This is a genomic window from Stenotrophomonas sp. 3(2025) (assembly GCF_052665395.1).
Window position 1 is genome coordinate 1 of sequence record NZ_JBQOIF010000009.1, and the last position, 24907, is coordinate 24907.

A 24907-nucleotide genomic window follows, 5' to 3' on the forward strand; every position below is an offset into this window, starting at 1 on the left:
TCACGGCGTCCCCCGCCACCGGACCCACCCCGCCATTCCCAGGAAGTCAGCTTTTGCCGTTGCCGTTGCTGTTGCTGCGGCCTCTGCGGGTGCCGGGTGCAACCCGGCCGACACCCACCCGATGCTACGCTGTGGCCACCGACAACCACGGAGGCGGGATGGGGGCGATCGTGTTGTTGCCGCTGGGCGTGGACGACGCGGTACTTGACCGCTGCCTGGCCGCGCTTGATGCCGGTACCGCAGCGGGGACATCGATCTGGCTGGCCGATGACGCGCAGGCCGGGCCACGTGCACAGGCGGTGGTTGAACACTGGCTGGCCCATACGCCGTTGCAGGCCGAATACACCCGCCGCGCCAGGCCACTCGGCGAGGTTGCCCACCTGGACGAAATGCTGCGTGCCTGCGATGGCCTGGACGTGGCGGTGCTGGCCCCGGACAGCGTTCCCGCACCGGGATGGCTGCAGCAGCTGCAGGCCACGTTTGCGCGCGACGCGGCCATTGCCACGGCCACGCCATGGTGCAACGTGGGCGAAACCGCGGCATGGCCGCGGCTGGGCGAGCTCAACCCCGAACCGGGCGACCCGGCGCTGTTGGCCCATGTCTGCGCCGCACTGCCGAGCCTGCATCCTGAACTCCCTTCGGCGGTCACCCACGCCGTGCTGGTGCGCGCCAATGCACGGCGGCGCGCCGGTGGCCTGGATGCAGAAAGCTACCTGGGCTGGAACGCGGCGCTGGTCGATCTGAGCCTGCGCATGGCTGGTCTCGGCTGGCGCAACGTGTTGTGCGAAAACGCCTTCGTCAGCCGTGCCAGTGAAGCGCCCAGCCGCGACGGCGATCTGGAAGCACTGGCCGCGCGCTGGCCGGGGTGGGTGCCGCGGCTGGCTGACTTCCTGATGCACGACCCGCTGCACACGCTGCGCCAGGACCTGCAGCACGCCTTGCAGCAGGCGATAATGCCGCGCGGGCAGGGCGACCTGTTCGTCCCGCCATCACCGTTGGAGCCGCCTGTTTGAATTCTGCCATTGCCGCCATCGTCGTCACCTACCAGAGCGGCAGCACCATCGAGGCCTGCCTGTCGCGGCTGCGCCAGGCGCAGGACGTGGCCGAGATCCGGGTGGTCGACAATGGTTCGCTGGATGACACCCTGGAAGTCGTGCAGCGCCACGCCAGCCACGATCCGCGTGTACGTTTCATCGCCAACCCGGACAATCCCGGTTTCGCTGCGGCCAACAACCAGGGCGTTGCCGATTCTCGCAGCCCGTGGCTGGCCTTCATCAATCCCGACCTGATGGTCGAAGTGGATACGCTCTCCGCATTGCGTGACCGCGCCAATGCGGTGGGCGACAGTCTGCTGGGGGTGGAGCAGGTGGACGAACACGGGCAGCCCGATGACGCGGTGCGGCGCCGTGATCCGGACTTCCTTGCCATGCTGCGCTCACCCGGTCGTGGCGCGCGGTTGGCCATTGCCCGCGACCCGGCGCAGCCGTTGCAGCAGGTGCCGGCGTTGTCCGGTGCGCTGCTGCTGATGCCCCGTGCCCTGTTTGATCGCATCGGCGGCTGGGATGCCGGCTACCGGCTGCACGCCGAAGACCTCGACCTGTGCCGCCGCGTGCGTGAGGCCGGTGGCGTGGTTGCCATCGCCAACGACCTGAAGGTGACCCACGTGCGCGGGGTGTCCAGCCGCTCGCGCCCGTTCTTCGTTGAATGGCACAAGCATCGCGGGCTATGGCGCTATTTCAGCAAGTTCGAAGCGCCGCAGCGGTCGTTGCCGGTGCGGGTGGCGGTGTGGGGGGCGATCTGGGCCCATGCACTGGTGCAGGTGCCGAGGTTGCTGCGCAGGTCGCTGTAACGCGCTGCCACAGGATCATCCACACATGGCGTGAATCGACTGCAGAGCGCGTGAGGGCGCCACCTCCACCACGGACCCCGGTTCACCCGAACGGGCGCATAATTCCCCCATGCCTATCATCCAGTCCCTGCTCGACACCGACCTGTACAAGTTCACCATGATGCAGGCGGTGCTGCACCAGCACCCCGGCGCGCAGGTTCAGTACCGTTTCAAATGCCGCACCCCCGGTATCGAACTGGCCCGCTACATCGACCAGATCGATGAGGAGATCGACCACCTGTGCAGCCTGCGCTTCAGCAATGAAGAGCTGGATTACATGCGTGGCCTGCGCTTCGTGAAGCCCGATTTCGCCGACTTCCTCGGCCTGTTCCACCTGGACCGCAAGTACATCCAGCTGCGCGCGTCGAAGACGGTGCCCGGCGAGATCGAACTGGACATCACCGGTCCGTGGCTGCACACGATCCTGTTCGAAGTGCCGCTGCTGGCGATCATCAACGAAGTGTGGTTCCGCAACACCACCACGGCCGATTTCGCCGAAGGCGAACGCCGCCTGCAGGCCAAGGCCGCGCTGCTGCGCGATACCCCTGGCTTCGAGCAGTGCCGCATCGCCGACTATGGCAGCCGCCGCCGCTACTCGCGCGATTGGCATGCCCGCCTGCTGCCGCTGCTGCGCGATGCGCTGGGCCCGCAGCTGGTCGGCACCAGCAACGTGCACTTCGCGCGCCTGTACGGCATGACGCCGCACGGCACCATGGCCCACGAGTACCTGCAGGCGTTCCAGGCACTGGGCCCGCGCCTGCGCGATTCGCAGGTGGCGGCGCTGGAGTCGTGGGCGCGCGAGTACCGCGGCGACCTTGGCATCGCCCTGTCCGACGTGGTCGGGCTGGATGCGTTCCTGCGCGACTTCGACATGTATTTCTGCAAGCTGTTCGACGGCGTGCGCCACGATTCCGGCGACCCGTTCGACTGGGGCGACCGCATGCTGGCCCACTTCCAGCTGCGCCGCGTCGACCCGCGCAGCAAGGTGCTGGTGTTCAGCGATGGGCTCGACATCACCAAGGTGATGCGCCTGTACGACTACTTCCGTGGCCGCTGCCAGGTGGCGTTCGGCGTGGGCACCCACCTGACCAACGATCTGGGGCCGACCCCGCTGAACATCGTCATCAAGATGGTCCGCTGCAATGGCCAGCCGGTGGCCAAGCTCAGTGACTCGCCGGGCAAGAGCATGTGCGACGACCCGGGCTACCTGTCCTACCTGCGGCAGGTGTTCGAATTGCCCCCTGAAACGGATCGCAGCGTCACATAGTGACGCTGCGCGTCAGGTTGCTGCATCCAGCTTGCTGTGCACCTTTGTGATGTGCATCACATTTACGTGGCCGAACTTCACGAGATCGCTTACGATCCGCGTACAGGATGTTTGCAGGTCTTGAGGGAGTTCTGCGGTGAAGGTTCTTTCTGTGTTCGGTACCCGTCCTGAAGCAATCAAGATGGGGCCGCTGGTAAAGGCGCTGGGTGAGGCGCCGGATATCGAATCCATCGTCTGCACCACAGGCCAGCATCGGGCGATGCTGGACCAGGTGATGTCGCTGTTCGAGATCACCGCCGATCACGATCTTGATGTGATGGTTCCCAACCAGACCCTCAACGGCCTGTGCGCCAAGCTGTTCGAGCGCCTGGATGCGTTGTATGCGCAGGTGCGACCCGATCGTGTGCTGGTCCACGGTGATACCACCACGGCGATGACCGCTGCGGTCGCTGCCTTCCATCACCGCATTCCGGTGGGACACGTCGAAGCGGGCCTGCGTACCGGCGACATCAGCCGGCCGTGGCCGGAAGAGATGAATCGCCGCGTCATCGATGTCGTCTCTGATTTCCTGTTTGCCCCCACACCAAGTTCCCGCGCCAACCTGGAACGCGAACACCTCGGCGGCAGGCTCCTGGTGACCGGAAACACCGTCATCGACGCCCTGCAGCAGACCGTACAGCAGCTCGATCGCGACCCGGCACTGCGCGCCCGCGCCGATGCGCCCTTCCAGATGCTTGATCCCGAGCGTCGCCTGCTGCTGGTCACCGGCCATCGCCGCGAGAGCTTTGGCCAGGGCTTCCTGGACATCTGCCGCGCACTGGCCGAGCTGGCCCAGCGCGAAGACCTGCAGGTGCTCTATCCGGTGCACCTCAACCCCAACGTGCAGGGCCCGGTGAATGCCGAGCTGGGCCATCTGGGCAACGTGCACCTGGTGCCGCCGCAGGATTACCTCAGCTTCGTGCGCCTGATGCAACGCGCCGACGTGATCCTTACCGACTCCGGCGGTGTGCAGGAAGAAGCGCCAGCGCTGGGCAAGCCGGTGCTGGTGATGCGCGATGTAACCGAGCGCCCGGAGGCGGTCGATGCCGGGGTGGTGAAGCTGGTCGGCACGGCGCCGACGCGGATCGTCGATGCCGTCAACGCCGCGTTGCAACAACCATCACATGCAACCCGTTTCGACCCCGACGCCAGTCCTTACGGTGATGGCCGAGCCAGTGCGCGCATCGTCGCCGCCCTGCGCGGACATCCACTGCCCGAATTTGCTACCGGCCACCGCAGTGCCGGCCCTGTTCCCACCCCTCTACAAGAAGTGACGCCATGACCCAGACCGGCCGACGTAGCTTCCTCGTTGTTTCCTCCGTGCTGGCCCTGGCGAGCTCCGCTGCCGCTGGCGCTGCCGACAGCGCCGCCGGCCAGTTCACCGAATGGACCGGGGACAGCACGGTAAGCCGGCAGATGACACTTCGCCAGCTCGGCTTCCGCCAGCCGCTGGTGCTCAGCGGGCAGGAGAGCCAGCGCGAGGTCTACCTGCCCGTACCTGTGGGCGTGCCGACCCGCGATGCGCAGCTGCAGCTGGATGGCCGCTATGTGCGTGGCCATGCCGGGCGCACGTCCGGGCTGTGGTCGGTCGATGGCGATCCGATGGCGGCACGTTCGATCACCGATGCGCAGGGCGACGCCAGCCAACTGCTGGCCATTGACGGCGAGCCTCGCGAGAACGGCTTCGTCCGCGTCGGCGTGGGCTGGTGGTCGATCGTTTCCGACTACCGCTGCGCGGACCAGAGCGCGCCAGCCAACGTGCTGCGGCTGTCGCCGGATTCGCGCTTCAGCTATCGCTTCGATGGACGTGCGGTGGACACCGTGGCCAAGGCCTGGGGCGCACTGCCGCCGCGCGTGCGCCTGCTGGTGGAGGGCAAGGCGCTGCAGGCATCGACCTACGATGCGGCGTGGCGCATCGGTGCTGCGCTGCAGACCGGTGGCAAGCAGGTGGACGTGGTCGCGCTGCCCAAGGTCGGCGACAGCGTGGACCTGACCGGCATCAGCATTCCCGCCAGCCTGCAGGGCGTGCCTGCCTATGCGGCGCTGGCGGCCGGTGAGCGCGCGCACGCGATCAGGGATCTGGCCGAAGTCGGCGCGCTGTTGTCGCTGCGTGACAGCGGCCCGCTCGCCGCCGATGTGATGATCGGCAGCGATGCGCTGCGCAATGGCGTACGCGCTGCACTGGATGCGCTGGCCGTGCAGGTCGGGGCCAGCGGCGCCGATGCCGCCAGCGCGTTCAGCGCCTGGCGGGTGGCCGACATGGCGGCATTGGAAAAGCCGGTGGCAAATGCCTCGGTGAGCGTCACCACTGTCGCCGGACGGCCGACCCTGGTGGTCGACCCGGCGGCCGGTGGCAAGGTGGCAGGGTTGTTGTCCGAGCAATGGCGCAACTATGCGCTGGGACGTTCGCTGCAGGTCACGCAGGCGGTCGCGCCGGTGATGGAAGGGGACCGGGTGCTGCTGAGCCGGCTGGGCAACATCGCCGGTACGCAGGACATCGTCACTCGTGGTGATCGCAGCGCCACCTTTGAACTGGGTGCATTGTCGGCCGACGGCCGGTTGCCGGAAGAAGTGGTGCTGGATGTATCGGCTGCACCCAATGCCGCCGGGCAGGGCGCGGTTGCGACGATCTACTTCAACGACTACCTGCTCGGGGCCAAGGTGCTGTCGGCCGATGGCAAACCGCAGCGGCTGGTTGCCAAGGTACCCACCTACGCGCTGTCGGCCCGCAATGAAGTGCGGGTCAGCTTCCTGCGACAGCCGGCGCGGCCCTACTGCCACGATCCGGCCACTGCGTTCCCGGTGTCGATCCTCCCCAGCAGCCACCTGAAGCTGGCCAAGCGCACGCTTGGCGCAGACTTCATCGGCGCGGCCAGCCAGCTGGCGCATGCCAATGAAGTGTTCGTGCCGGCTACCTGGCTGCAGGATGCACCGTCCTCGCTGGCCAAGGTCATCGCCATTGCCAGCGCGGTGGGTGCATCGCCGGAAGCGGCCAGCCTCAAGGTAGTGGATGCGGGCGCGGCGATCAGCCCGACCAGGCCTTACCTTGCCTTCGCCCTGGCGCCGTCCGGCGTCTCCCTGGCGGGCCTGAAGAACGGCCAGCTGGTGATTGCCGGCAAGCCGCAGCCGCTGCTCGACCTGAGCGGCCTGCAGCGGGCGGCCGCCGTACAGGTCGCCTCGGCAGGCGGGCAGATCGGTGTGCTGTATAGCGACCTGGGCACCGAGGGACCGGTGCTGGCTGCGCCGTTCCGGTTGCTGCGGGGTGACCTGGCGGTGATCGATGGCAGCGACGTCGTCCGCGATTTCGACAGCCAGGACCCCTATGGTTCGCGTATCGCCCAGGAGGGCAATCCGCAGTCGAAGTGGGAACAGCACATGGTGTGGCTGCTGCTGCTGGTCGGCGTGGTGGTGTTCGCACTGGCCGCTGCCCGCATTACCCAGGTCCGCCGTCGCCGCAAGTCCGCCAACGTCGGGCACTGACCGGACGTGGACGGTCTGTTCTGGAACATCCAGCTGGCCAACTACTACGCTGCCCTGGAGACAGTGGCAGCGGCGGTGGCCGTGCTGATCCTGATTTCCAGCCTCGATGACCTGTTCATCGATATCTGGTACTGGGTCCGCGAAAGCTGGCGCACGCTGACGGTCAAGAAGCGCCGTGAGTACAAGCCGCTGACCCAGCAGGACCTGCTGCAGCGCCCGGAACAGCCGCTGGCGATCATGGTGCCGGCGTGGATGGAATACGACGTCATCGCGCAGATGGTGGAGAACATGATCGATGTGCTCGACTATCGCGAGTACATCGTGTTCGTCGGGACCTATCCCAACGACCAGCAGACCATCGATGAAGTCGAGCGCATGCGCCGACGCTACAAGCGCCTGCGCCGCGTGGAAGTGCCGCATGACGGCCCCACCAGCAAGGCCGATTGCCTGAACTGGTTGATCCTGTCGATCTTCGACTACGAAAAGCGCCACGACATGGAGTTCGCTGGCGTCATCCTGCACGACAGTGAAGACGTGCTGCACCCGATGGAACTGCGTTTCTTCAACTACCTGCTGCCACGCAAGGACATGATCCAGTTGCCGGTGACCTCGCTGGACCGCGAGTGGTACGAACTGGTGGCGGGCGTGTACATGGACGAGTTCGCCGAATGGCATGCAAAGGACCTGGTGGTCCGCGAGAGCGTGTCCGGCATGGTGCCGTCGGCAGGCGTGGGCACCTGTTTCTCGCGACGTGCGCTGCTGGCGCTGAGCGAGGCCACCGGCAACCAGCCGTTCAATACAGACAGCCTGACCGAAGACTATGACGTCGGCGCACGGTTGGCGGCGATGGGAATGCACTCGATCTTCGCCCGCTTCCCGGTGCAGTTCCTGGTGCGGCGACCGTCCTGGTTCGGCTGGGGGCCGGTGCGTGAGCGCACCCAGCAGATGGCGCTGTGCGTACGCGAGTATTTTCCCGACAACTTCCGTGCGTCCTACCGGCAGAAGGCGCGCTGGGTACTGGGGATCGGCCTGCAGAGCTGGGAAACGCTGGGCTGGCGCGGCTCGCTGGCGACCAAGTACCTGCTGGCGCGCGACCGCAAGGGCATCATCACCTCCTTTGTCAGCATCATCGCCTACCTCATCTTCCTGCAGCTGCTGCTGTTCTGGCTGCTGAAGGTGACCGGTGTGTGGAAGCTGCAGTACCCCAGCGTGTTCCAGGCGGGCAGCTGGCAGATGAACGTGGCGTTGCTGACCACCGCTGCCCTGGCCACCCGCGTGCTGCAGCGCTTCTACTTCGTCAACCGGCTGTATGGCTGGGAACACGCGTTGATGTCGATCCCCCGCATGGTGGTCGGCAACATGGTCAATTTCATGGCCACCGCGCGCGCATGGCGGATGTTCCTGGCGTATCTGTTCTTCGGCAAGCGCATGGTCTGGGACAAGACCATGCATGATTTCCCCGATGCTGCGGCACTGGTGCAGACCCGCAAGCGCCTGGGTGAACTGTTGACCACCTGGCAGGCCATCGAGCCCGAGCGCCTTGAACAGGCCCTGCAGCAACAGCAGGGCGGACGCCAGCAGCCCTTGGGCCGGATCCTGTTGTCGCAGGGCTGGCTGGATGACGAAACGCTGGCCGAGGCGATTGCCTTCCAGGGCGATATGCAGCGTGCGGTCATCGACGTCGATTACCTGGCCCGGGGCGGATTCCCGGTCAGCGTCGATGCCTGCGTGCAGTGGCGCATGCTGCCGCTGCCCCCGGTGCAGGAGGGCACCCTGCGCCTGGCTGTGGCCAATCCGTTGTCGGAGGCCGCGCTGGAACTGTTGAAGCAGGAAACCGGCAACACCCAGGTCGAGCAGAGCATTGCCCGCGAAAGCGAGATCAACGCCGGCCTGCGCATGATCAGTGGTGCCGAGCTGTGGCGCATCGATACCGTGCCGTTGCTGGGCGACCTGCTGGTGGAAATGCGCCTGATCGACCACGCCCACTTCGAGATCGCACTGGATGAGTACAAGCCCCAGCGTGATGGACGCATCGGCGACTACCTGGTCAAGCGGGGCATCGCCACCGAAGACGCCATCGCCCAGGCAATGGAAGAACAACGCCGCCGCGCGGCGATGCTGCAGTCGCCGCCTCCCGGAGTTGAAACGGTATGAAGACCTCGCTGCTGTCCACCTTCATCGCCGTCGCCCTGGCGGCCGCTGCTCCGGCATACGCGCAGGCCGACGTGCCATTGCCGCTGTCCGGGCCCGCCTACCGCATGGCCGAGCAGGCGTTCGCCGCCTACGAGCGTGGCGATTACAACACGGCCCTGCGACAGGCCGGCGAAGCGTCGCGGCTGCGCCCGGACGTGGTGCGCCTGCGGTTGCTGCAGATCTATTCGCTGCAGAAGCTCGGTCGCAGTGATGAGGCACGCCAGCAGGCGCGGCGTGCGCTGGATGCGGGCCTGAAGGATCCGGCATTGCCGGGCCTGGCCACCGCGCCGGCAGCCGCTGCCGGCAGCGGCGGTGGTACCCGCGCCGTGCCGGCGGCACGACAGACACCGGCTGAGCGCGCTTACCAGCAGGCATTCGCCATCGCGACCGAAGCCTATACCGCCTACAACAACGACCAGATGGCGGTGGCCGCCAGCAAGGCCGAACAGGCGTTCCGCCAGCAGCCGCAGCAGGGTGCGTGGGCGATGCTGTGGGTCGCCTCGCTGGAAGCGCAGCAGCAGTTGGAGCAGGCCGACGCTGCGGCGGCTACCGCACTGCAGCTGGGCGCACCGAATGTGGCCGATCTGCGCGCCAAGCGCGTGGCATTGGGCCGCCAGCGTGCGGTGAAACCGGCACAGGAGGGCTACCAGGCGCTGATATCGCAGGATTTCCGGGCCGCCGTCGGGTTCGCCCGCGAAGCGGTGGCACGTGCGCCTGACGTCGCCTCGCACCGCCTGCTGCTGATGACCACGCAGTTGCTCGATGGGCAGCTGGCAGAAGCCGAGCGCACCGCCGACCAGGCCCTGGACAACGATGCCGACGATACCGTTGCCCTGGTGATGCGGGCCTATCTGCGCCAGCGCCAGGGCAACACTGCACAGGCCAACGCCGATTTCGACGCGGCCCTGCAGCAGGACTGGCTCGATGACCAGCAGCGCCGCAACGTGCGCCTGCTGGCGGTGGACGCCGCAGTGGCTGCCGGCGATCGCAGCCGTGCCACCGCGCTGCTGGCGCCGCTGCAGGCCGATCCCCTGGACGACGTAGAGGCGTCCTCACGCCAGGGCATCCGCGAGGCGGTGACCCAGCGCGAAAAGGCGATCCGTGGCGCACGCGCCGGCCAGACCCTGACGCTGCAGTCCTATCCGGCGCCGTTCCAGCAGTGCCGCGATACGCCTTACGGCACCCAGTGCGAACTGATGCCCGCCGATCTGCAGGGCGAAGGCGGCCCGGCACAGCGCGCCTATGCGGCCTATGGCCGGCAGGATTACCAGCAGGCCATCAGCGAAGCGCGCCAGGCCGTGCAGGAAACTCCGGACAGTGCGACCTTGCAGGGGCTGCTGACCACGACCCTGGCCGCCGGCAACCGCAGCCAGCAGGGCGAGGCGCGCCAGCGCCTGGACAGCGCGCTGGCCACCCACCCTGATGATGCGGGCCTGCTGATGCAGCGTGGCTACCTCAATCAGGCCGCGCGCGAGCCGGCGCTGGCGCTGGCTGACTTCCAAGCCGCCGAGGCCACCGGCAAGGCGCCCAGGACGGTGATGATGGACCAGGCCTATGCCAGTGCCGCCAGCGGCGATCACCGCCAGGCCGTGACCCTGCTGCGCGGCGCGATCGACGCTGCCGACGCCGGCCAGCTGCCACTGGACAAGGCGCAGCGCTACAACACGCGCAGCGCCATCGCCGGCTACTCGCGCGACTGGGGCGTGACCGCTTCGGCCGGCTACCGCGGGTCGCGCCAGGCGGCCACCAACCTGGGCGGGGCATCGATCAGCACGCCCGGCGCTTCGGTGTTCAGCACCCTGGAAGCCTTCTGGCGGCCGCAGGCCACCAACAACCAGCACGGCACGCTGGAAGCCTACGCACGTATCGCCAATACCTTGTACGACGAAGGCGGTACGTTCGAATCGTTGCTGTTCACCGACCCCTGCACCGGGCAGGCGACGCCGGACAACCGTGAACGCGCCGAGCGCCTCAGCCGTTCGCGTTCGATCGCCGGCTGGCCGTCCACCGTCGGTTCGTTCGGCGTGCGCTATGCCTTCGGCCAGACCGGCCTCAGCGTCGGCCTGGAACGCCGCCAGTTCCTCGGCAGCGCGACTCGGCGCGGCGGCATCTACGCCGACTCCGCCGCCATCCGCTGCCAGATCCAGATCGAATCCGAACGCCCGCTGCAGGCCAACCTGCTGGCCCGTTACCGGCTCAACGACAGCGCCGGTGGCTGGATGACCTACGCCACCTACGGGTTCTACAACGGCACCGGCGTGCGCACCGACGTCAGCCAGTGGTGGACCGTCAGCGGCTATGCCCAGGCCGGCCTGAGCTGGGATGACAACCGCGCCCACTTCACCGTCGATGCGCTCGATGCCAACGGTGCCCCGTCCCAGCGCGTAAGCGAATCCAATGGTCGCCTGCGTCGCCAGCAGGCCTTTGCCGCAGCCGAACTTCGCGCCGGGCGCAACTATCGCTTCGGTGCCGACCAGACCCGCTGGCTGGTCACCCCGTACCTGGTGCTGGGCGCGGACTGGCAGGACCAGCGCTCGCGGGTGCGCGGCATCGACTATCCCGGCATCGGGCCGCAGTCGTTCAACCTGTCCGACACCCAGCGCAGCTGGTCGCTCGGGGCCGGTCCTGGCGTCGGCGTCCGTTACTGGTTCCGCGAAGACCACTACAACGCGGCGCGCTCCTACCTGGACCTGTCGGTGTCTTACCGCTTCGCCATCGGCGGCGGCGATACCCAGCGGGCCAAGGGACTGTTCGCCACTGCCACCCTTTACTACTGATGCTGCATGAAGGATCTGCCGATGAAATCAGTTTTCTCTGCAACGCTGCGCGTACCGTCCGCGCGTAGACCGCGCCTGCTGCTGGCCGCCGTGTGCGCGCTGGCCGCCGCCGGTCCCCTGCAGGCGCAGGCACCTGCCGCGCCCGTTGCCGCGGCCAACCAGGACTCGTCCATCGTGCTGACCGGCAAGGATGGCTGGCTGTTCCCAGCCTGGGGCAGCCTGACCGACGTCGATGGTGCCGCCGTCGCCCGCAACACGGCGCTGATCGCCGAGGCACAGCGCGCGCTGGCCGCCGCCGGGGTCAAGCTGCAGGTGCTGGTGCTGCCGGACAAGGCCCTGTTCTATGAAGACAAGCTGCCCGATGGCAAGCGGCTGGGCGATGCGGTGCGTGGCCGCTACGCGTTGGAACTGGAGGGGTTGGTCAATGCGCACGTGCCCGCTGTCGATGCGTTGCAGGCGATGCGGCAGGTCAAGCAGGGCGGCCAGGAGGTGTTCTATCGCAGCGACCAGCACTGGACCCAGCCGGCCGCCGACGCCGTGGCCGCTGCCGTCGCCGCGAAGGTGAAAGAGCAGGTACCGACCCTGGCCGGGCAGGCCGGCAGCGGCATGCCGCTGGGCAGCGAGATCAAGGAACGCCGCTTCGGCGATCTGGCCGAGCTGTTCCTGACCGATGAACAGCGCAGGGCGATCGGCCGCGACACCTTCACCGTACGCCGCCAGGCAGAACAGCAGTCGCTGCTGGACGATGCACCGGCGCCGGTGCACGTGACCGGCCACAGCATGGTGCAGCCGTACTTCGGTTTCCCGCAGAAGCTGTCCAACCTGATCGACCGCCCGGTATCGGTGAACTGGAAGCCCGGCAACGTCGGCCACTGGGTGATGCTGCTGGAATACCTGGAATCACCCGGGTTCAAGCAGAACAAGCCGCAGGTGCTGGTCTGGCAGATGTTCGAACCGTCCTACCCGCAGGGCCCGGATGCACGTGGCCAATGGGACAACGCCTCGATCATGACCCCAGAGCAATGGAAGGCGCGCCTGCACAAGGCGCTGGGGCAGTGATCCGATGAATGCCCGTCCCGGGGCGCCCGCGCCCCTGCCACCTGCTGCCCCACCGCGTGCCCATCGGCTGACCGCCGTGGTGGTATCGGCATTGCTGCTGATCGGCGTCTGCGCCGGTGCCTGGATGCTGGCCAACGCCAGGCTGCCGGCCGAGAAACTGCTGCCCTCGCGCTGGGCAGATGGCGAAGCCGGGCAGGCGATCAACCAGGCCCTGCGGCTGCCGATCCAGGCCCAGGGCGACCTGCTGGGGGCGGCCGTGCGCTATCGCCTGCTGGGCGATCTTGGCGAGCAGGTGGCGCTGGGGTGCCCGGGCTGGCTGTTCTACCGCGATGGCCTGCGTCCGCAGCCGGGTGCCGGTGCCAAGGTATTCAACGATCGCGTGCGCCTGATGCAGCACTGGTCGCAGCAGTTGCAGGCCACCGGCGCGAAGCTGCTGGTGGTGGTGGTGCCGGACAAGTCGCGCATCGAGCAGGCGCACACCTGTGGCCTGCGCTATTCCGAACCGATGCGTGCGCGCTACGGGCAGTGGCGGCAGGCGCTGGCGGCGGCGAAGGTCCCCAGTGTCGATCTGCTGCCGGTGTTGTCCGGGCAGGACGCGCCGGTGTTCTTCCGCACCGACGTGCACATGAACCGCATCGGCGCGCAGCGTGCCGCCGACGCAGTGAGCGCGGTGGCGCTGCCGTTGCTGGGCGGGCAGGGCAGCCAGGCATTCGAGGTCGGAGCGCCGGGCACGCCCAAGCCACGCATGGGCGACCTGATCGTGCTGGCAGGCCTGGAACACGCGCCGCCATCATGGCGGCCGCCGTTGGACCTGGAGCCGGAGCAGGTCATCGCGCCGCTGCGCAGCGGTGGACTGCTGGACGACACCCCGCCGGTGGAGGTGCTGCTGCTGGGCAGCTCCAACGGCCGCCGCAGCCTGTTCGCAGAACGCCTGGGCCATGGCCTGGGGCGCGAAGTGTGGAACCAGAGCATGGACGGCGGCCAGTTTTCCGGCGCACTGCTGGCGGCGCTGCCGCAGCAGCCGACGTGGCCACCCACCGTGAAACTGGTGATCTGGGAATTTTCCGAAATGGCCCTGTCCCTGCCGCTGACCGAAGGCGAGCAGAAGGCATTGGCCGGTATCGACTGAGCGCCGACCGACCATGCTGTTCAACTCTTTCCTGTTCCTGCTGATTTTCCTGCCGATCGCGCTGGGCGTGCACTACCTGCTGGGCGCGTTGCGGCCCCGGCTGGCCGCGCTGTGGCTGTGCGTGGCCTCGATCGTGTTCTACGGCTGGTGGAATCCGCAGTTCGTGATCCTGCTGGCCGGCTCGATCATCTTCAACTACCTGGTCAGCCTGGTGATCCTGTCGCTGGCCAAGCGTCCCCGGTTGCAGCTGCTGGCCACCGCGCTGGGCGTGGCCGCCGACATCCTGCTGCTGGTGCATTACAAGTACTTCGCGGCAATGGTGAACTTCGTCCACGACATCGGCTTCAACGTCGGCCCGATGGACACGCTGATCCTGCCGCTGGGCATTTCCTTCTTCACCTTCACCCAGATCGGCTACCTGCTGGACTGTCGTGCCGGCGTGGTCAACGATCGCAGCCCGCTCAGCTATGTCCTGTTCGTGACCTTCTTCCCGCACCTGATTGCCGGCCCGATCCTGCACCACAAGGAGATGATGCCGCAGTTCAGCAAGCGCGAGACCTATCGTTTCCAGGCCGAGAACCTGTCCATTGGCGGCATGCTGTTCGTCATCGGCCTGGCCAAGAAGGTCCTGCTCGCCGACAGCATCGCCCCGTATGCCGATGCCGGTTTCGCCTCCACAGGTGATGTGCAGTTCTGGGGCGCGTGGGCCACCGCGCTCAGCTATGCGCTGCAGCTGTACTTCGATTTTTCCGGTTATTCGGACATGGCGCTGGGCCTGGCCCGCATGTTCGGCATCCGCTTCCCGCTGAACTTCAATTCGCCGTACAAGGCCACCAGCATCATCGACTTCTGGGCGCGCTGGCACATGACGCTCACCCGTTACATCACCGCCTACCTGTACTACCCGGTAGCGATGGCCGTGACCCGTTGGCGCACCCGCCATGGCCGTGCCACCGGCCCTACCGCAGTGGCATCGGCTGGCGGCTTCTTCTCGATGATCGTGCTGCCCACCGTATGGGCGATGGGCCTGGCCGGCATCTGGCATGGTGCCGGCATGCAGTTCCTGATCTTCGGCCTGCTGCATGCCGGCTACCTGGTCATCAACCACGCGTGGCGGGTCTTTGTCGGCGGTCGCAAGCCGGCCGCGATGCGAAAACTCAATCCGTTCCAGCACGCCGGCTACCTGCTGCTGACCTTCGGCGCGGTGCTGGTGGCGCAAGCGTTCTTCCGCGCCGATGGCGTGCACGATGCGTGGCAGCTGGTGCAGGGCATGTTCGGCGTGCGCGGTTGGGAAAGCATGGAGAACCTGGGCCATGTCGCGGGCATGGGCCTGGCCGATGGTGTGCGCCTGCTGCTGGGCCATCACCTGCAGCTGCTGTACATCCTGCTGGCACTGGCCATTGTCTGGCTGGCACCGAACGCGCACCAGATCATGGGCGTGTACTCTCCCGCGCTGGCCAAGCCCAGCCCGGCGCCGCGCGCGTGGATGCGCTGGCAGCCCAACTGGGCCTGGCTGCTGGTGATGCTGGTGCTGCTGTCGCTGTGCCTGCTGAACCTGCACAAAGAAACCCGTTTCCTTTACTTCCAGTTCTGACAAGGTGGATTCCAACATGGACAAGCAGACAATCCAGAACCAGCTCATCGACATCGTCGAGGCGGTGATTGGTACCCGCGTGCAGCCGGACGAGTACATGGAATCGTTCTTCGATTCGATGTCCAAGGTGCAGCTGATGGTCGAGGTCAAGGACCGCCTTGGCGTCACCCTGCCGGTGGATGAAATCGATGCCCTGGTTGATTCGGTGCAGGTGCTGGCCGACTACGTGGCCGAGCACGGCCCCCGCTGATCGCCTGCGGGCACCGGAGGTAGCACGATGTACTTCGATTTCGACCAATGCCGATTCGCCGACCTGGATGTCGCCACGCAGGCTCCCGCCCTGCATGCGGCCGATGGGGTACTTGACTGGGCCGGGCTGCATCGTGCCACCCAGCAGTGGATCGACCGTGCGCGTGCTGCCGGCCTGGTGCACGGTGACGCATTGGTGATCTCCGGGCACAAGGAATCGGCCTTCGTGGTGGCCATGCTCGGCTGCCTCTGCCTGGGCGTGACCTACGTACCGGTGGACACCATCAACCCGCCAGCGCGCCTGCAGCGCATCACCACGCTGGTGCATGCGCGTGCGATCTACGATGCGGCCCTCGATGCGTTCCTGCCCGGTGCCGATGCGCCACGTGCGCTGGCGGTGCCGGACCTGGCCTACATCATGTTCACCTCCGGCAGCACTGGCGACCCCAAGGGCGTGCAGATCGGCCGCGACAGTGTTGCCCTGTTCACCGGCTGGATCCGCGACTGCCTGGCGCTGGGCCCGGCGCCGGCGTTCATGAACCAGATGCTCTTCAGTTTCGACTTCTCGCTGTTCGACCTGTGTGGCGCGCTGGGCCTTGGGGGCTGCTGCGTGCTGTGCCCGCGCGAGGTGATCGCCAGCAGCGAGCATTTCGTCGACCATCTGCGCGATTCGCGCGTGGCCGTATGGGCATCCACGCCCTCGTTCGTGCGCCAGCAGATGCTCAATCCGCGTTTCGACGCCGCGCACCTGCCCGACCTGCAGGTGTTCGTGTTCGGTGCCGAGTCGCTCACACCGCGCGTGGCTGAAGAACTGTGGGCGCGTTTCCCGCAGGTACGCATCATCAATTCCTACGGGCCAACCGAAGCGACCTGTTCCACCACATGGGTGGAGATCGATCCGGCCCTGCGTGCGGCGGCACCCAACCCGTTCCCGATCGGCATCGGCAAGCCCTATGCCGAGGTGTTCCTCGATGACGGTGAGATCTGCATGGCCGGCGACCATGTGATGCGGGGTTATCTCGAGCGCCCGGACCTGGATGCCGGCGTGTTGTTCGAACACAACGGCAAGCGCGCGTACCGCAGTGGTGATCTGGGTGATGTCGACGCGCAGGGCCGGTTCTACTTCCGTGGCCGCCGCGACGACCAGATCAAGCTCAATGGCTACCGCATTGAACTGGCCGAGGTCGATGTCGGCCTGGCCCGCCTGCCTGGCGTGGTCGCGGGTGCCGCCGTGGTACTGCGGCGACCCGATGGCAGCCTGGTGCGGATGATCGGCTTTGTCGAAACCACCCAGCCACAGACCGGCCCACTGCAGCGTCCGCCAGCGGACCTGGCGGATTGGAAGGGCCTGCTCGAACGTTACATGCCGCCCTATATGATTCCTTCCGAGCTGTTCGCCGTGGATGCCCTGCCGCAGACGATCAGCAACAAGGTGGATCGCAAGCAACTGGAGCAGCGCTACCAGATCCTGGCGCGCACGCTCCGCACGACGGAGAAACCCGCATGAACACTGTCCTGAAATCGCTGGTCGCCACCGCGCTGCTGCTGTCGCCGTGCGCAGCCTTCGCCCAAGGCGCACCGGAAGGGCGCCTGGCCCAGTTGTATGCCGCGCGCCCGCCCGCTGGCTCTGCCTTCGTGCGCGTGCTCAACCCGGGCAGCACGGTGCTCAAGGCCGGTATCGGCAATGGCGCCGACCAGAACGTCGGGCCGGCAACACGCGCTACCCGTTATGCGATCGTTGAAGGCGGCAAGCCGTTCAGCGTGCGCGTGGCCGGCAAGTCGCGCACGCAGCCAGCGGTGGCCGCCGGCAGTTTCACCACCCTGGTGCTGGATGCCGGCGCAGCGGCCAAGCCCTTCAACGTGCTCGAAGACGGTGGTGGCAGCAGCGACGCCCTCAAGGCCGAGATCCGCTTCTACAACCTTGCCGCCAATTGCCCCCAGGGCAAGCTGGCCATGGCCGACAAGGGCGCAGTGGTGTTCCCGGCGGTTGCCGCCGGCCGCAGCGCCGCGCGTGGCATCAATCCGGTCAAGGCGCGGCTGGTGGCCGGTTGCGGTGGCAAGGACAGTCCCGCACTCGAACTTCCCGCGCTGCAGCCCGGCGATCACTACAGCCTGTTCCTGACCGGTACCGCCAACGCACCGGTGCTGCAGGGCCAGCTCAGTGGCACCGACGCGGTGGGCCGCTGATCCGATGGCAGACCGGCCGGTATTCCGCGAGGACCACGCACTGTTCCGCGACCAGGTCCGTCGCTTCATCGACGCACAGATCGCGCCCGGCTACGCGCAATGGGAGCGCGATGGCATCACGCCACGCGCGCTGTGGCGCGCGGCCGGCGAGGCCGGCCTGCTGAACTGCCAGCTGCCCGAGCCGTACGGCATGGGAGGCGACTACGGTCATGCCGCCTGCGTGATCGAAGAACTGGCACGCGCCAACTATCTGGGCATCGGCTTCTCGATCCACTCGGACATGGTCGCGCCCTACCTGATGCAGTACGCCACGCCAGCCGTGCGCGATGCCTGGTTGCCGAAGATGGCACGGGGTGAAGCGATCGGTGCGATCGCGATGACCGAGCCCAGCGCCGGCAGTGACCTGAAGACGATCCGCACCCGTGCCGACGTAGTGGACGGCGGCTATCGATTGAACGGGCAGAAGACCTGGATCACCAATGGCAGCAATGCCGACGTCGCCGTGGTGGTGGCCACTGTCGCCCCGGAACTCGGAGCCGGCGGCCTGACGTTGTTCTGCGTGGACCTGGCCGCTGCCGGTGTCAGCCGCGGTGCGCCGATGGCCAAGATCGGCCAGCATGCGCAGGACACCACCGAACTGTTCTTCGAAGACGTGTTCCTGCCGGCCGATCACCTGCTGGGCGAGGAACGGTGCGGCTTCGGTTACCTGGAAGAACACCTGGCGTCCGAACGGCTGGCCATCGCGTTGCGCGCGGCCGCCTCGGCCGAAGGCATGCTGGCTGAGACGGTGGCCTACGTGCGGCAACGCAAGGCCTTCGGTCGGCTGCTGATTGATCACCAGAACACGCGCTTCGTGCTGGCCTCGGCCACGGCACAGCTGGCGATGCTGCGCAGCTTCCTCGACCAGTGCCTGGGCGAGCAGATCAGTGGGCAACTGGATCCCACCCGCGCGGCGATGGCCAAGCTCAACGCCACCGAAGTCCAAGGCAAGGTGCTGGACGACCTGTTGCAGCTGCACGGCGGCTACGGATACAGCAACGAATATGGCATAGGGCGTGCCTGGGCCGACGCGCGTGCACTGCGGATTTTCGGTGGCACCAGCGAGATCCTGCGCGACATCATCGGCCGCACGCTGTAACGCTTTTTGCGGGTCGGTACCGGGGTCAGATTCCCCAGCGCTTGCGCAAGGCGGCCGCTTCCAGCGTGTCCTGCGACAGCCAAGGGTCCAGCGCATATACCAGCACGTGTTCGGCGCCGCTGTCGCGCGCCCAGGCCAGCTGCCGCTCGATACGTGCGGCATCAGCGGTTTCGCCCTTGAACTGGGTGCCATCGTTGTTCTCGCCGGGCAGCTCGCGGAACAGCTCGACGATGGCATCGAAGGCCACGCCGCGCGTGCGCAGATGCTGCAGCAGCGGCTGCAGCTGCTGTACGTTGCCGGCGCCGGCAACACCCACGCCGTCCTGCACCATGGGCCTGACCGCGGCCTGGGCGAGAACGGCATCCCACAAGGTCACCAGGTCGCCCTGGGTCTGCAGACGGCTGAAATAGCAGGAAACCGCGCAGTCGCCACCACGCTCGACCGCCGCCTGGGCGATGCCGTGCAGCCACTGCGCCAGCCATTGTTGACGGGCAGGATCGGCCCAGTGGTACTGCTCCAGTTCGTAGGGGATGTACCAGCCATTGAATGCCTGCACGCGCGACCAGGGTGCCTGTGCCAGCCAGGCCCGCGCCTGCGCCAGGCTGTCGGCGAAGAAGGCCTGCAGTGCGGCGTCGTCTCCGCCGATGGCCTGCCACCAGCGTTGCTGGAACGGCAGGCCGACGCGAACGGCGATACCGGCTTCCGAGGCTGCGGTGAACAGCATGCGCACACTGGCATCGGGTAGCTGCCAATCACCCTCGGCGCCACCGACGATGCCGCTCCATTGCAGCACCAGCTGCCTGCAGCCGAGCCTGCGCGCCAGTTGCAGCGAGCGCTGCCAATCGGCCATGCGCCACTGCAGGTGGCTGCGCCACGGCTGCAGGAAGGTGCCGTCCACCTGTTCCGGCAGCGAACAGCCGGGCAGGGTGGTCAATGCCGCCGCAACGGGCGCCAGCAGGGCGGCGCGCAGCAGGCGCCGGCGCAGCGGCGAAGACGGATCGGGAGGCAGGGGAGGCGTGGACATGCCGTCATCATCCCAGAGCACCGTTGGCAACGGGTGAACCGGGCCATGCATGATGAACATGCGCTCGCCGGATCACTCCAGCGCGTAACGCAGCACGAACAGCACCGCCACCAGCCACACCGCCGGGTGCACCTCGCGCCAGCGGCCGGTGCCGGCCTTCAGCGCGGCATAGGCAATGAAGCCGAACGCCAGGCCGTTGGCGATGGAATAGGTGAACGGCATCGCCAGCGCGCACAGCGCGGCGGGTACGGATTCGGTCAGGTCGCTCCAGTCCACTTCCACCAGTTCGCGCAGCATCAGTCCGGCCACGAACAGCAGCGCCGGCGCGGTGGCATAGCCGGGCACCATCGCCGCCAGCGGCGAGAACAACAGCGCGGCCAGGAACAACGCAGCGACCACCAGTGCGGTCAAACCGGTACGGCCACCCACCTGTACGCCCGAGGCGCTTTCGGCGAAGGCGGTGGTACTGCTGGTGCCCAGCAGCGAGCCGGCCACGATCGCCGTGCTGTCGGCCAGCAGCGCGCGGCCGAACCGCTTCTGCGCACCCGGCAGTTTCAGCAGGCCGGCACGGCCGACCACGCCATACAACGTGCCGGTGGCATCGAACACTTCCACCAGCACGAACACCAGCACCACCTGCAGCAGCACCGCGATCGGCGCGCCGCCGTTGTGGTGCAGCAGGCCGGGCAGGTCCAGCTGCAGGAAGGTCGGCGCCAGGCTCGGCGGCAACGACACCAGCCCGTGGTACTGCAGATCGCCCAACGCCCAGCCGGCCGCGGTCACCGCCAGGATGCCGATCAGGATCGCACCGCGCACACGCCGCGCCTCCAGGATCGCGATCAGCAGGAAGCCGCCCAGTGCCAACAGCGGTGGCGCGGTATTGAGCGGGCCCAGCGCGACCAGCGTGTCCTCGTTGCCGATGATCACGCCGGATTTCTGCAGCGCGATGATGGCCAGGAACAGGCCGATGCCGGCCACGATCGCCGACCGCAACGACGCCGGGATGCCCGACACCAGCCACGCGCGCACGCCGGTCAGCGACAGCACCAGGAACACCAGGCCGGAAATGAACACCGCCGCCAGCGCCTGCTGCCAGGGCAGGCCGGCAGCGCCGACCACGGTGAAGGCGAAGAACGCATTCAAGCCCATGCCCGGGGCCATGCCCACCGGGAAGTTGGCCGCCAGCGCCATCACCACCGAGCCCAGCGCCGCGGCCAGGCAGGTGGCCACGAACACCGCCCCAGCATCCATGCCGGTGGTGCCCAGGATCTCGGGATTGACGAAGACGATGTAGGACATCGTCAGGAAGGTGGTGACACCGGCCAGCAGTTCGGTGCGCACGGTGGTGCCGTGCTGCTGCAGCTGGAACAGGCGTTCGAACAGGGACATCGCAGATCTCTCGTACCTGCACGCCCTGCCGCCCGAAGGACCGGCGGGTGCGTCGCCAGGCGGTTAGAAGTGGTAGTTCAACTTCAGCGTAACGCTGCTGTAGTTGGTATGGAAGCTGCGTCGCGCCGCAGCCGGGTAGTTGGGATCTTCCAGGTAAACCGGGCTGGAGCCCAGATGGGTGTAACGGTACTCCGCACCCGCCGAAAGCTGGTCGCTGAAGCGGTACAGCACGCCCGCGCCGACGTTCGCGCCGGTGGATACATGGGACGCGTGGGTTTCAAATTCGGCCACGCGGCAGCCGTTGGTGGCCTCCACCAGCGACTTGTCGCAGCCCAGCGAAAACTCCTGGCGGGCCACGCTCACGCCGGCGCTGACGCACGGCAGCCACTGGCCCGCCGCGTAACCCAGCGTCAGGTTGACTGCGCCCGAACGGGTCACCGCATCCTTGCCGTAGTAAGGGCTGTACTGGTGGTTGTCGCGGTCCTTCCACTGCTGGGTGATGTTGCCGAAGGAAAGGGTGCCTTCGATCCCGGCAACCACATTGTTGTCGAACTGCCAGTTGCGGCCGGCCTGCAGCCCGCCAGCAAAGCCACGGATGCTTTTTTCAGAGGCATTGGCGTTGCTGCGGTCCTGGCTGTGGCCTTCGCCATGGCTGGCATGGGCACCCAGGTAGATGCCTTCCCAGTTCGCCGGCGCGGCTGCGGCAGTGCCCGACAGCAGCAGCGCTGCCGTGGTGGAGATCAGTGCTTTCATGGTGTTTTCCTACGAGGGGGATGAATCGGGTGCGTAGGAAAACCGAAGCGTTGGGCCGGGAACATACAACGAGTTGCAAAGTACGGATGATGCCGTGTGCGACAAGGAATCAACACTGCTTTACACGTGCAGGCTTCAGCCGGGTGGCGTTGAAGCGCGCCGCGAAAGGGTCAAAAGCGACAACTAGAATCGATTGCGGCCCATGAAAGGCGAAAGGCCGCGCGAGCGCGGCCTTTCGTTCTTGCTTACTTCAGCGCCTTGAAGCGCAGGCGCTTCGGCGCAGCGTCGTCGCCCATGCGGCGGCGCTTGTCTTCTTCGTACTCGCGGTAGTTGCCCTGGAAGAACTCCACGTGCGAATCGCCTTCGAACGCCAGGATGTGGGTCGCGATGCGATCCAGGAACCAGCGGTCATGCGAAATGACGAAGGTGTTGCCCGGGAACTCCAGCAGCGCATCTTCCAGCGCACGCAGGGTTTCGATGTCCAGATCGTTGGACGGTTCGTCGAGCAGCAGCACGTTGCCACCCTGCAGCAGGGTCTTGGCCATGTGCAGGCGGCCACGCTCACCACCGGACAGCGAACCGACCATCTTCTGCTGGTCCTGGCCCTTGAAGTTGAAGCGGCCGATGTAGGCGCGCGACTGGATCTCGATGCCGTTGATGTTGAGGATGTCCAGGCCGCCCGCGATTTCCTGGAACACGCTGTGGTTGCCTTCCAGCGCGTCGCGGCTCTGGTCCACGTAGGACAGCTGCACGGTCGGGCCGACCACGATCTCGCCGGTGTCCGGCTTTTCCTGGCCGGTGATCATCTTGAACAGGGTCGACTTACCGGCACCGTTGGGGCCGATGATGCCGACGATGGCGCCCGAGGGCACCAGGAAGTTCAGGTTGTCGAACAGCAGGCGGTCGCCGAACTTCTTGGAGACGTTCTTGAATTCCATCACCGCCTGGCCCAGGCGCTCGCCCGGCGGGATGAAGATTTCATTGGTCTCGTTGCGCTTCTGGTAATCGACCGACTGCAGCTCTTCCAGGCGGGCCAGACGGGCCTTGCCCTTGGTGCGGCCGCCCTTGGCGTTCTGGCGCGACCACTCCAGTTCCTTCTGGATCGCCTTCTGGCGAGCCTTTTCCTGGTTGTCTTCCTGCTTCAGGCGCTCATCCTTCTGGGTCAGCCAGTCGGTGTAGTTGCCCTTCCACGGAATGCCGCGGCCACGGTCCAGTTCCAGGATCCACTCGGCGGCGTTGTCCAGGAAGTAACGATCATGGGTGACCGCCACGACGGTGCCGGTGTAGCGCGCCAGGAACTGTTCCAGCCATTCCACCGACTCGGCGTCGAGGTGGTTGGTCGGTTCGTCGAGCAGCAGCATGTCCGGCTTCTGCAGCAGCAGGCGGCACAGCGCCACGCGGCGCTTTTCACCACCGGACAGCTTGCCGACGATGGCATCCCACGGCGGCAGGCGCAGCGCATCGGCGGCCACGTCCAGCTGGTTTTCCAGCGTGTGCGCATCGCCGGCGGCGAGGATCGCCTCCAGGCGCTCCTGTTCCTTGGCCAGCGCGTCGAAATCGGCGCCTTCTTCGGCATAGGCGGCGTAGACCGCGTCCAGCGCAGCCTGTGCCTGCAGCACTTCGCCCACGCCTTCTTCAACCGCTTCACGCACGGTCTTGGTCGGGTCCAGCTCCGGTTCCTGCGCCAGGTAGCCAACCTTGATGCCGGCCTGCGGACGGGCTTCGCCCTCGAAATCGGTGTCCACGCCGGCCATGATCTTCAGCACGGTGGACTTGCCGGCGCCGTTCAGGCCCAGCAGGCCGATCTTCGCGCCCGGGAAGAAGGACAGCGAGATGTCCTTGATGATCTGCCGCTTGGGCGGGACCACCTTGGACACGCGGTTCATGGTGTAGATGTATTGCGAGGACATGAGGTCTCCGTAGGCGCGACCCTGCGCCCGGTCCGTCACGGGGAACTTCCCGTTGCGGCAGCGGGCACAGACTGAATGGAATACCCCCAATTATAGCCGGAAGCGCTTACGCCCCGCGCCGTCCGCAGCGCCCGGGGCTGGCCGAGGACTGAATGGGCCGTCACAGTCCCGCAGCGGGAAGCGTTTCCAGCCGGAAACCGTTCAGATCGAATGCGCAATATGGGCTCACCACCCACCCCAGCAGAGGTCTCCCATGCACATCCATCGACTCATGGCCGGCGCCGTGGCCTCTGTACTGGCGCTGGGCGCCATCGCCCCGGCCTTCGCCGACAACGACCACCGAGGTCGCGACCACGACCGCCGTGAATGGCGCGAAGATCGCCGCGAGTGGCGCCACGACCGTCGCGACTGGGAACGCGACCGCCGCGAAGCGCGCCGTGACTACCGCCACGACCGCCGCTACGACCATGGTTACTACCGCCCGGCGCCGCCGCCGCCGCGCGTGGTCTACAGCCCGGGCTACCGGCCCGGCTATGGCTATGGCTGGCAGCGCGGCCACCGCTACCGCGATTACTACCGCGGCCCGATCTACGTGGTGAACGATTACCCGCGCTACCACCTGCGCCGCCCGCCGTCCGGCCACCACTGGATCCGCGATGACCGCGGCAACATGCTGCTGGTGGCCGTGGCAACCGGCATCATCGCCGACTACATCATCAACAACCGTTGATGCAGCGCCGGGGTCGGATCCCTTTCCAACGGAAAGGGCTCTGACCTGATCGGAAAAAAAGAAGGGCGCCACAAGGCGCCCTTCTTCATTCAACCGGCCAA

Annotated in this window: 19 protein-coding genes; 15 read left to right on the forward strand and 4 right to left on the reverse strand. The window is 66.8% G+C overall.

The window, feature by feature from the left end; genetic code table 11:
* The first annotated feature begins 158 nt into the window (after positions 1–158).
* From ACUXVE_RS08855 to ACUXVE_RS08920, 14 genes are all read left to right on the forward strand, one after another.
* A complete protein-coding gene (locus tag ACUXVE_RS08855; protein ID WP_222390783.1) occupies positions 159–1013 on the forward strand; it encodes a glycosyltransferase family 2 protein in 855 nt (284 codons plus the stop codon).
* The gene (locus ACUXVE_RS08860) at positions 1010–1849 is read left to right on the forward strand and encodes a glycosyltransferase family 2 protein (protein WP_222390781.1); all 840 of its coding nucleotides are present in this window, start codon (positions 1010–1012) and stop codon (positions 1847–1849) included. Before ACUXVE_RS08855 ends, ACUXVE_RS08860 begins: the two co-directional genes overlap by 4 nt.
* Before the next feature lie 109 nt (positions 1850–1958).
* Positions 1959–3155: a nicotinate phosphoribosyltransferase gene (gene pncB, locus ACUXVE_RS08865; RefSeq protein WP_445514243.1), complete on the forward strand. Its 1197-nt coding sequence runs from the start codon at positions 1959–1961 to the stop codon at positions 3153–3155.
* Between the two features lie 136 nt (positions 3156–3291).
* On the forward strand, positions 3292–4476 hold the full coding sequence (wecB, locus tag ACUXVE_RS08870; protein WP_445514244.1) for a non-hydrolyzing UDP-N-acetylglucosamine 2-epimerase: 1185 nt from the start codon (positions 3292–3294) through the stop codon (positions 4474–4476).
* Positions 4473–6674: a cellulose biosynthesis cyclic di-GMP-binding regulatory protein BcsB gene (locus ACUXVE_RS08875; protein WP_222390776.1), complete on the forward strand. Its 2202-nt coding sequence runs from the start codon at positions 4473–4475 to the stop codon at positions 6672–6674. The genes wecB and ACUXVE_RS08875 overlap by 4 nt, the downstream gene beginning before the upstream one ends.
* A 6-nt stretch (positions 6675–6680) precedes the next feature.
* Positions 6681–8828, forward strand: coding sequence for a glycosyl transferase family protein (locus ACUXVE_RS08880; protein ID WP_445514245.1), 2148 nt, complete (start codon positions 6681–6683; stop codon positions 8826–8828).
* On the forward strand, positions 8825–11644 hold the full coding sequence (locus tag ACUXVE_RS08885) for an NfrA family protein (protein WP_222390771.1): 2820 nt from the start codon (positions 8825–8827) through the stop codon (positions 11642–11644). The genes ACUXVE_RS08880 and ACUXVE_RS08885 overlap by 4 nt, the downstream gene beginning before the upstream one ends.
* A gap of 21 nt (positions 11645–11665) precedes the next feature.
* On the forward strand, positions 11666–12703 hold the full coding sequence (locus ACUXVE_RS08890; protein ID WP_222390769.1) for an alginate O-acetyltransferase AlgX-related protein: 1038 nt from the start codon (positions 11666–11668) through the stop codon (positions 12701–12703).
* Positions 12704–12707: 4 nt separating this feature from the next.
* Positions 12708–13832: an alginate O-acetyltransferase AlgX-related protein gene (locus tag ACUXVE_RS08895; protein WP_261311957.1), complete on the forward strand. Its 1125-nt coding sequence runs from the start codon at positions 12708–12710 to the stop codon at positions 13830–13832.
* Positions 13833–13845: 13 nt separating this feature from the next.
* Positions 13846–15426 (forward strand): MBOAT family O-acyltransferase, encoded by a 1581-nt coding sequence (locus ACUXVE_RS08900; protein ID WP_222390766.1) that lies wholly within the window; start codon positions 13846–13848, stop codon positions 15424–15426.
* Positions 15427–15442: 16 nt separating this feature from the next.
* Positions 15443–15676 (forward strand): acyl carrier protein, encoded by a 234-nt coding sequence (locus tag ACUXVE_RS08905; RefSeq protein WP_093818864.1) that lies wholly within the window; start codon positions 15443–15445, stop codon positions 15674–15676.
* Between the two features lie 27 nt (positions 15677–15703).
* The gene (locus tag ACUXVE_RS08910; RefSeq protein ID WP_222390765.1) at positions 15704–17182 is read left to right on the forward strand and encodes an AMP-binding protein; all 1479 of its coding nucleotides are present in this window, start codon (positions 15704–15706) and stop codon (positions 17180–17182) included.
* On the forward strand, positions 17179–17862 hold the full coding sequence (locus ACUXVE_RS08915; RefSeq protein ID WP_093818866.1) for an alginate O-acetyltransferase AlgF: 684 nt from the start codon (positions 17179–17181) through the stop codon (positions 17860–17862). The genes ACUXVE_RS08910 and ACUXVE_RS08915 overlap by 4 nt, the downstream gene beginning before the upstream one ends.
* 4 nt (positions 17863–17866) lie before the next feature.
* The gene (locus ACUXVE_RS08920) at positions 17867–19000 is read left to right on the forward strand and encodes an acyl-CoA dehydrogenase family protein (RefSeq protein ID WP_222390763.1); all 1134 of its coding nucleotides are present in this window, start codon (positions 17867–17869) and stop codon (positions 18998–19000) included.
* A gap of 25 nt (positions 19001–19025) precedes the next feature.
* Here ACUXVE_RS08920 and ACUXVE_RS08925 read toward each other — a convergent pair whose 3' ends face one another.
* The 4 genes from ACUXVE_RS08925 to ettA form a co-directional block, all read right to left on the reverse strand.
* Complete coding sequence (locus ACUXVE_RS08925; RefSeq protein WP_445514246.1) at positions 19026–20024, reverse strand: DUF4434 domain-containing protein; 999 nt, start codon at positions 20022–20024, stop codon at positions 19026–19028.
* 72 nt (positions 20025–20096) lie between these two features.
* Entirely contained in the window at positions 20097–21413 is a 1317-nt protein-coding gene (locus ACUXVE_RS08930) for an NCS2 family permease (RefSeq protein WP_025876668.1), read from the reverse strand.
* 63 nt (positions 21414–21476) lie between these two features.
* Entirely contained in the window at positions 21477–22166 is a 690-nt protein-coding gene (locus ACUXVE_RS08935; RefSeq protein WP_445514247.1) for an outer membrane protein, read from the reverse strand.
* Positions 22167–22411: 245 nt separating this feature from the next.
* Positions 22412–24076 carry an energy-dependent translational throttle protein EttA gene (ettA, locus tag ACUXVE_RS08940; protein WP_025876664.1) on the reverse strand — a complete coding sequence of 555 codons (1665 nt, stop codon included), beginning with the start codon at positions 24074–24076 and terminating at the stop codon, positions 22412–22414.
* 253 nt (positions 24077–24329) lie between these two features.
* Here ettA and ACUXVE_RS08945 point away from each other — a divergent pair, with 253 nt between their 5' ends.
* Positions 24330–24806, forward strand: a complete 477-nt coding sequence (locus ACUXVE_RS08945) for an RcnB family protein (protein WP_025876662.1) — start codon at positions 24330–24332, stop codon at positions 24804–24806.
* Positions 24807–24907 lie beyond the last annotated feature (101 nt).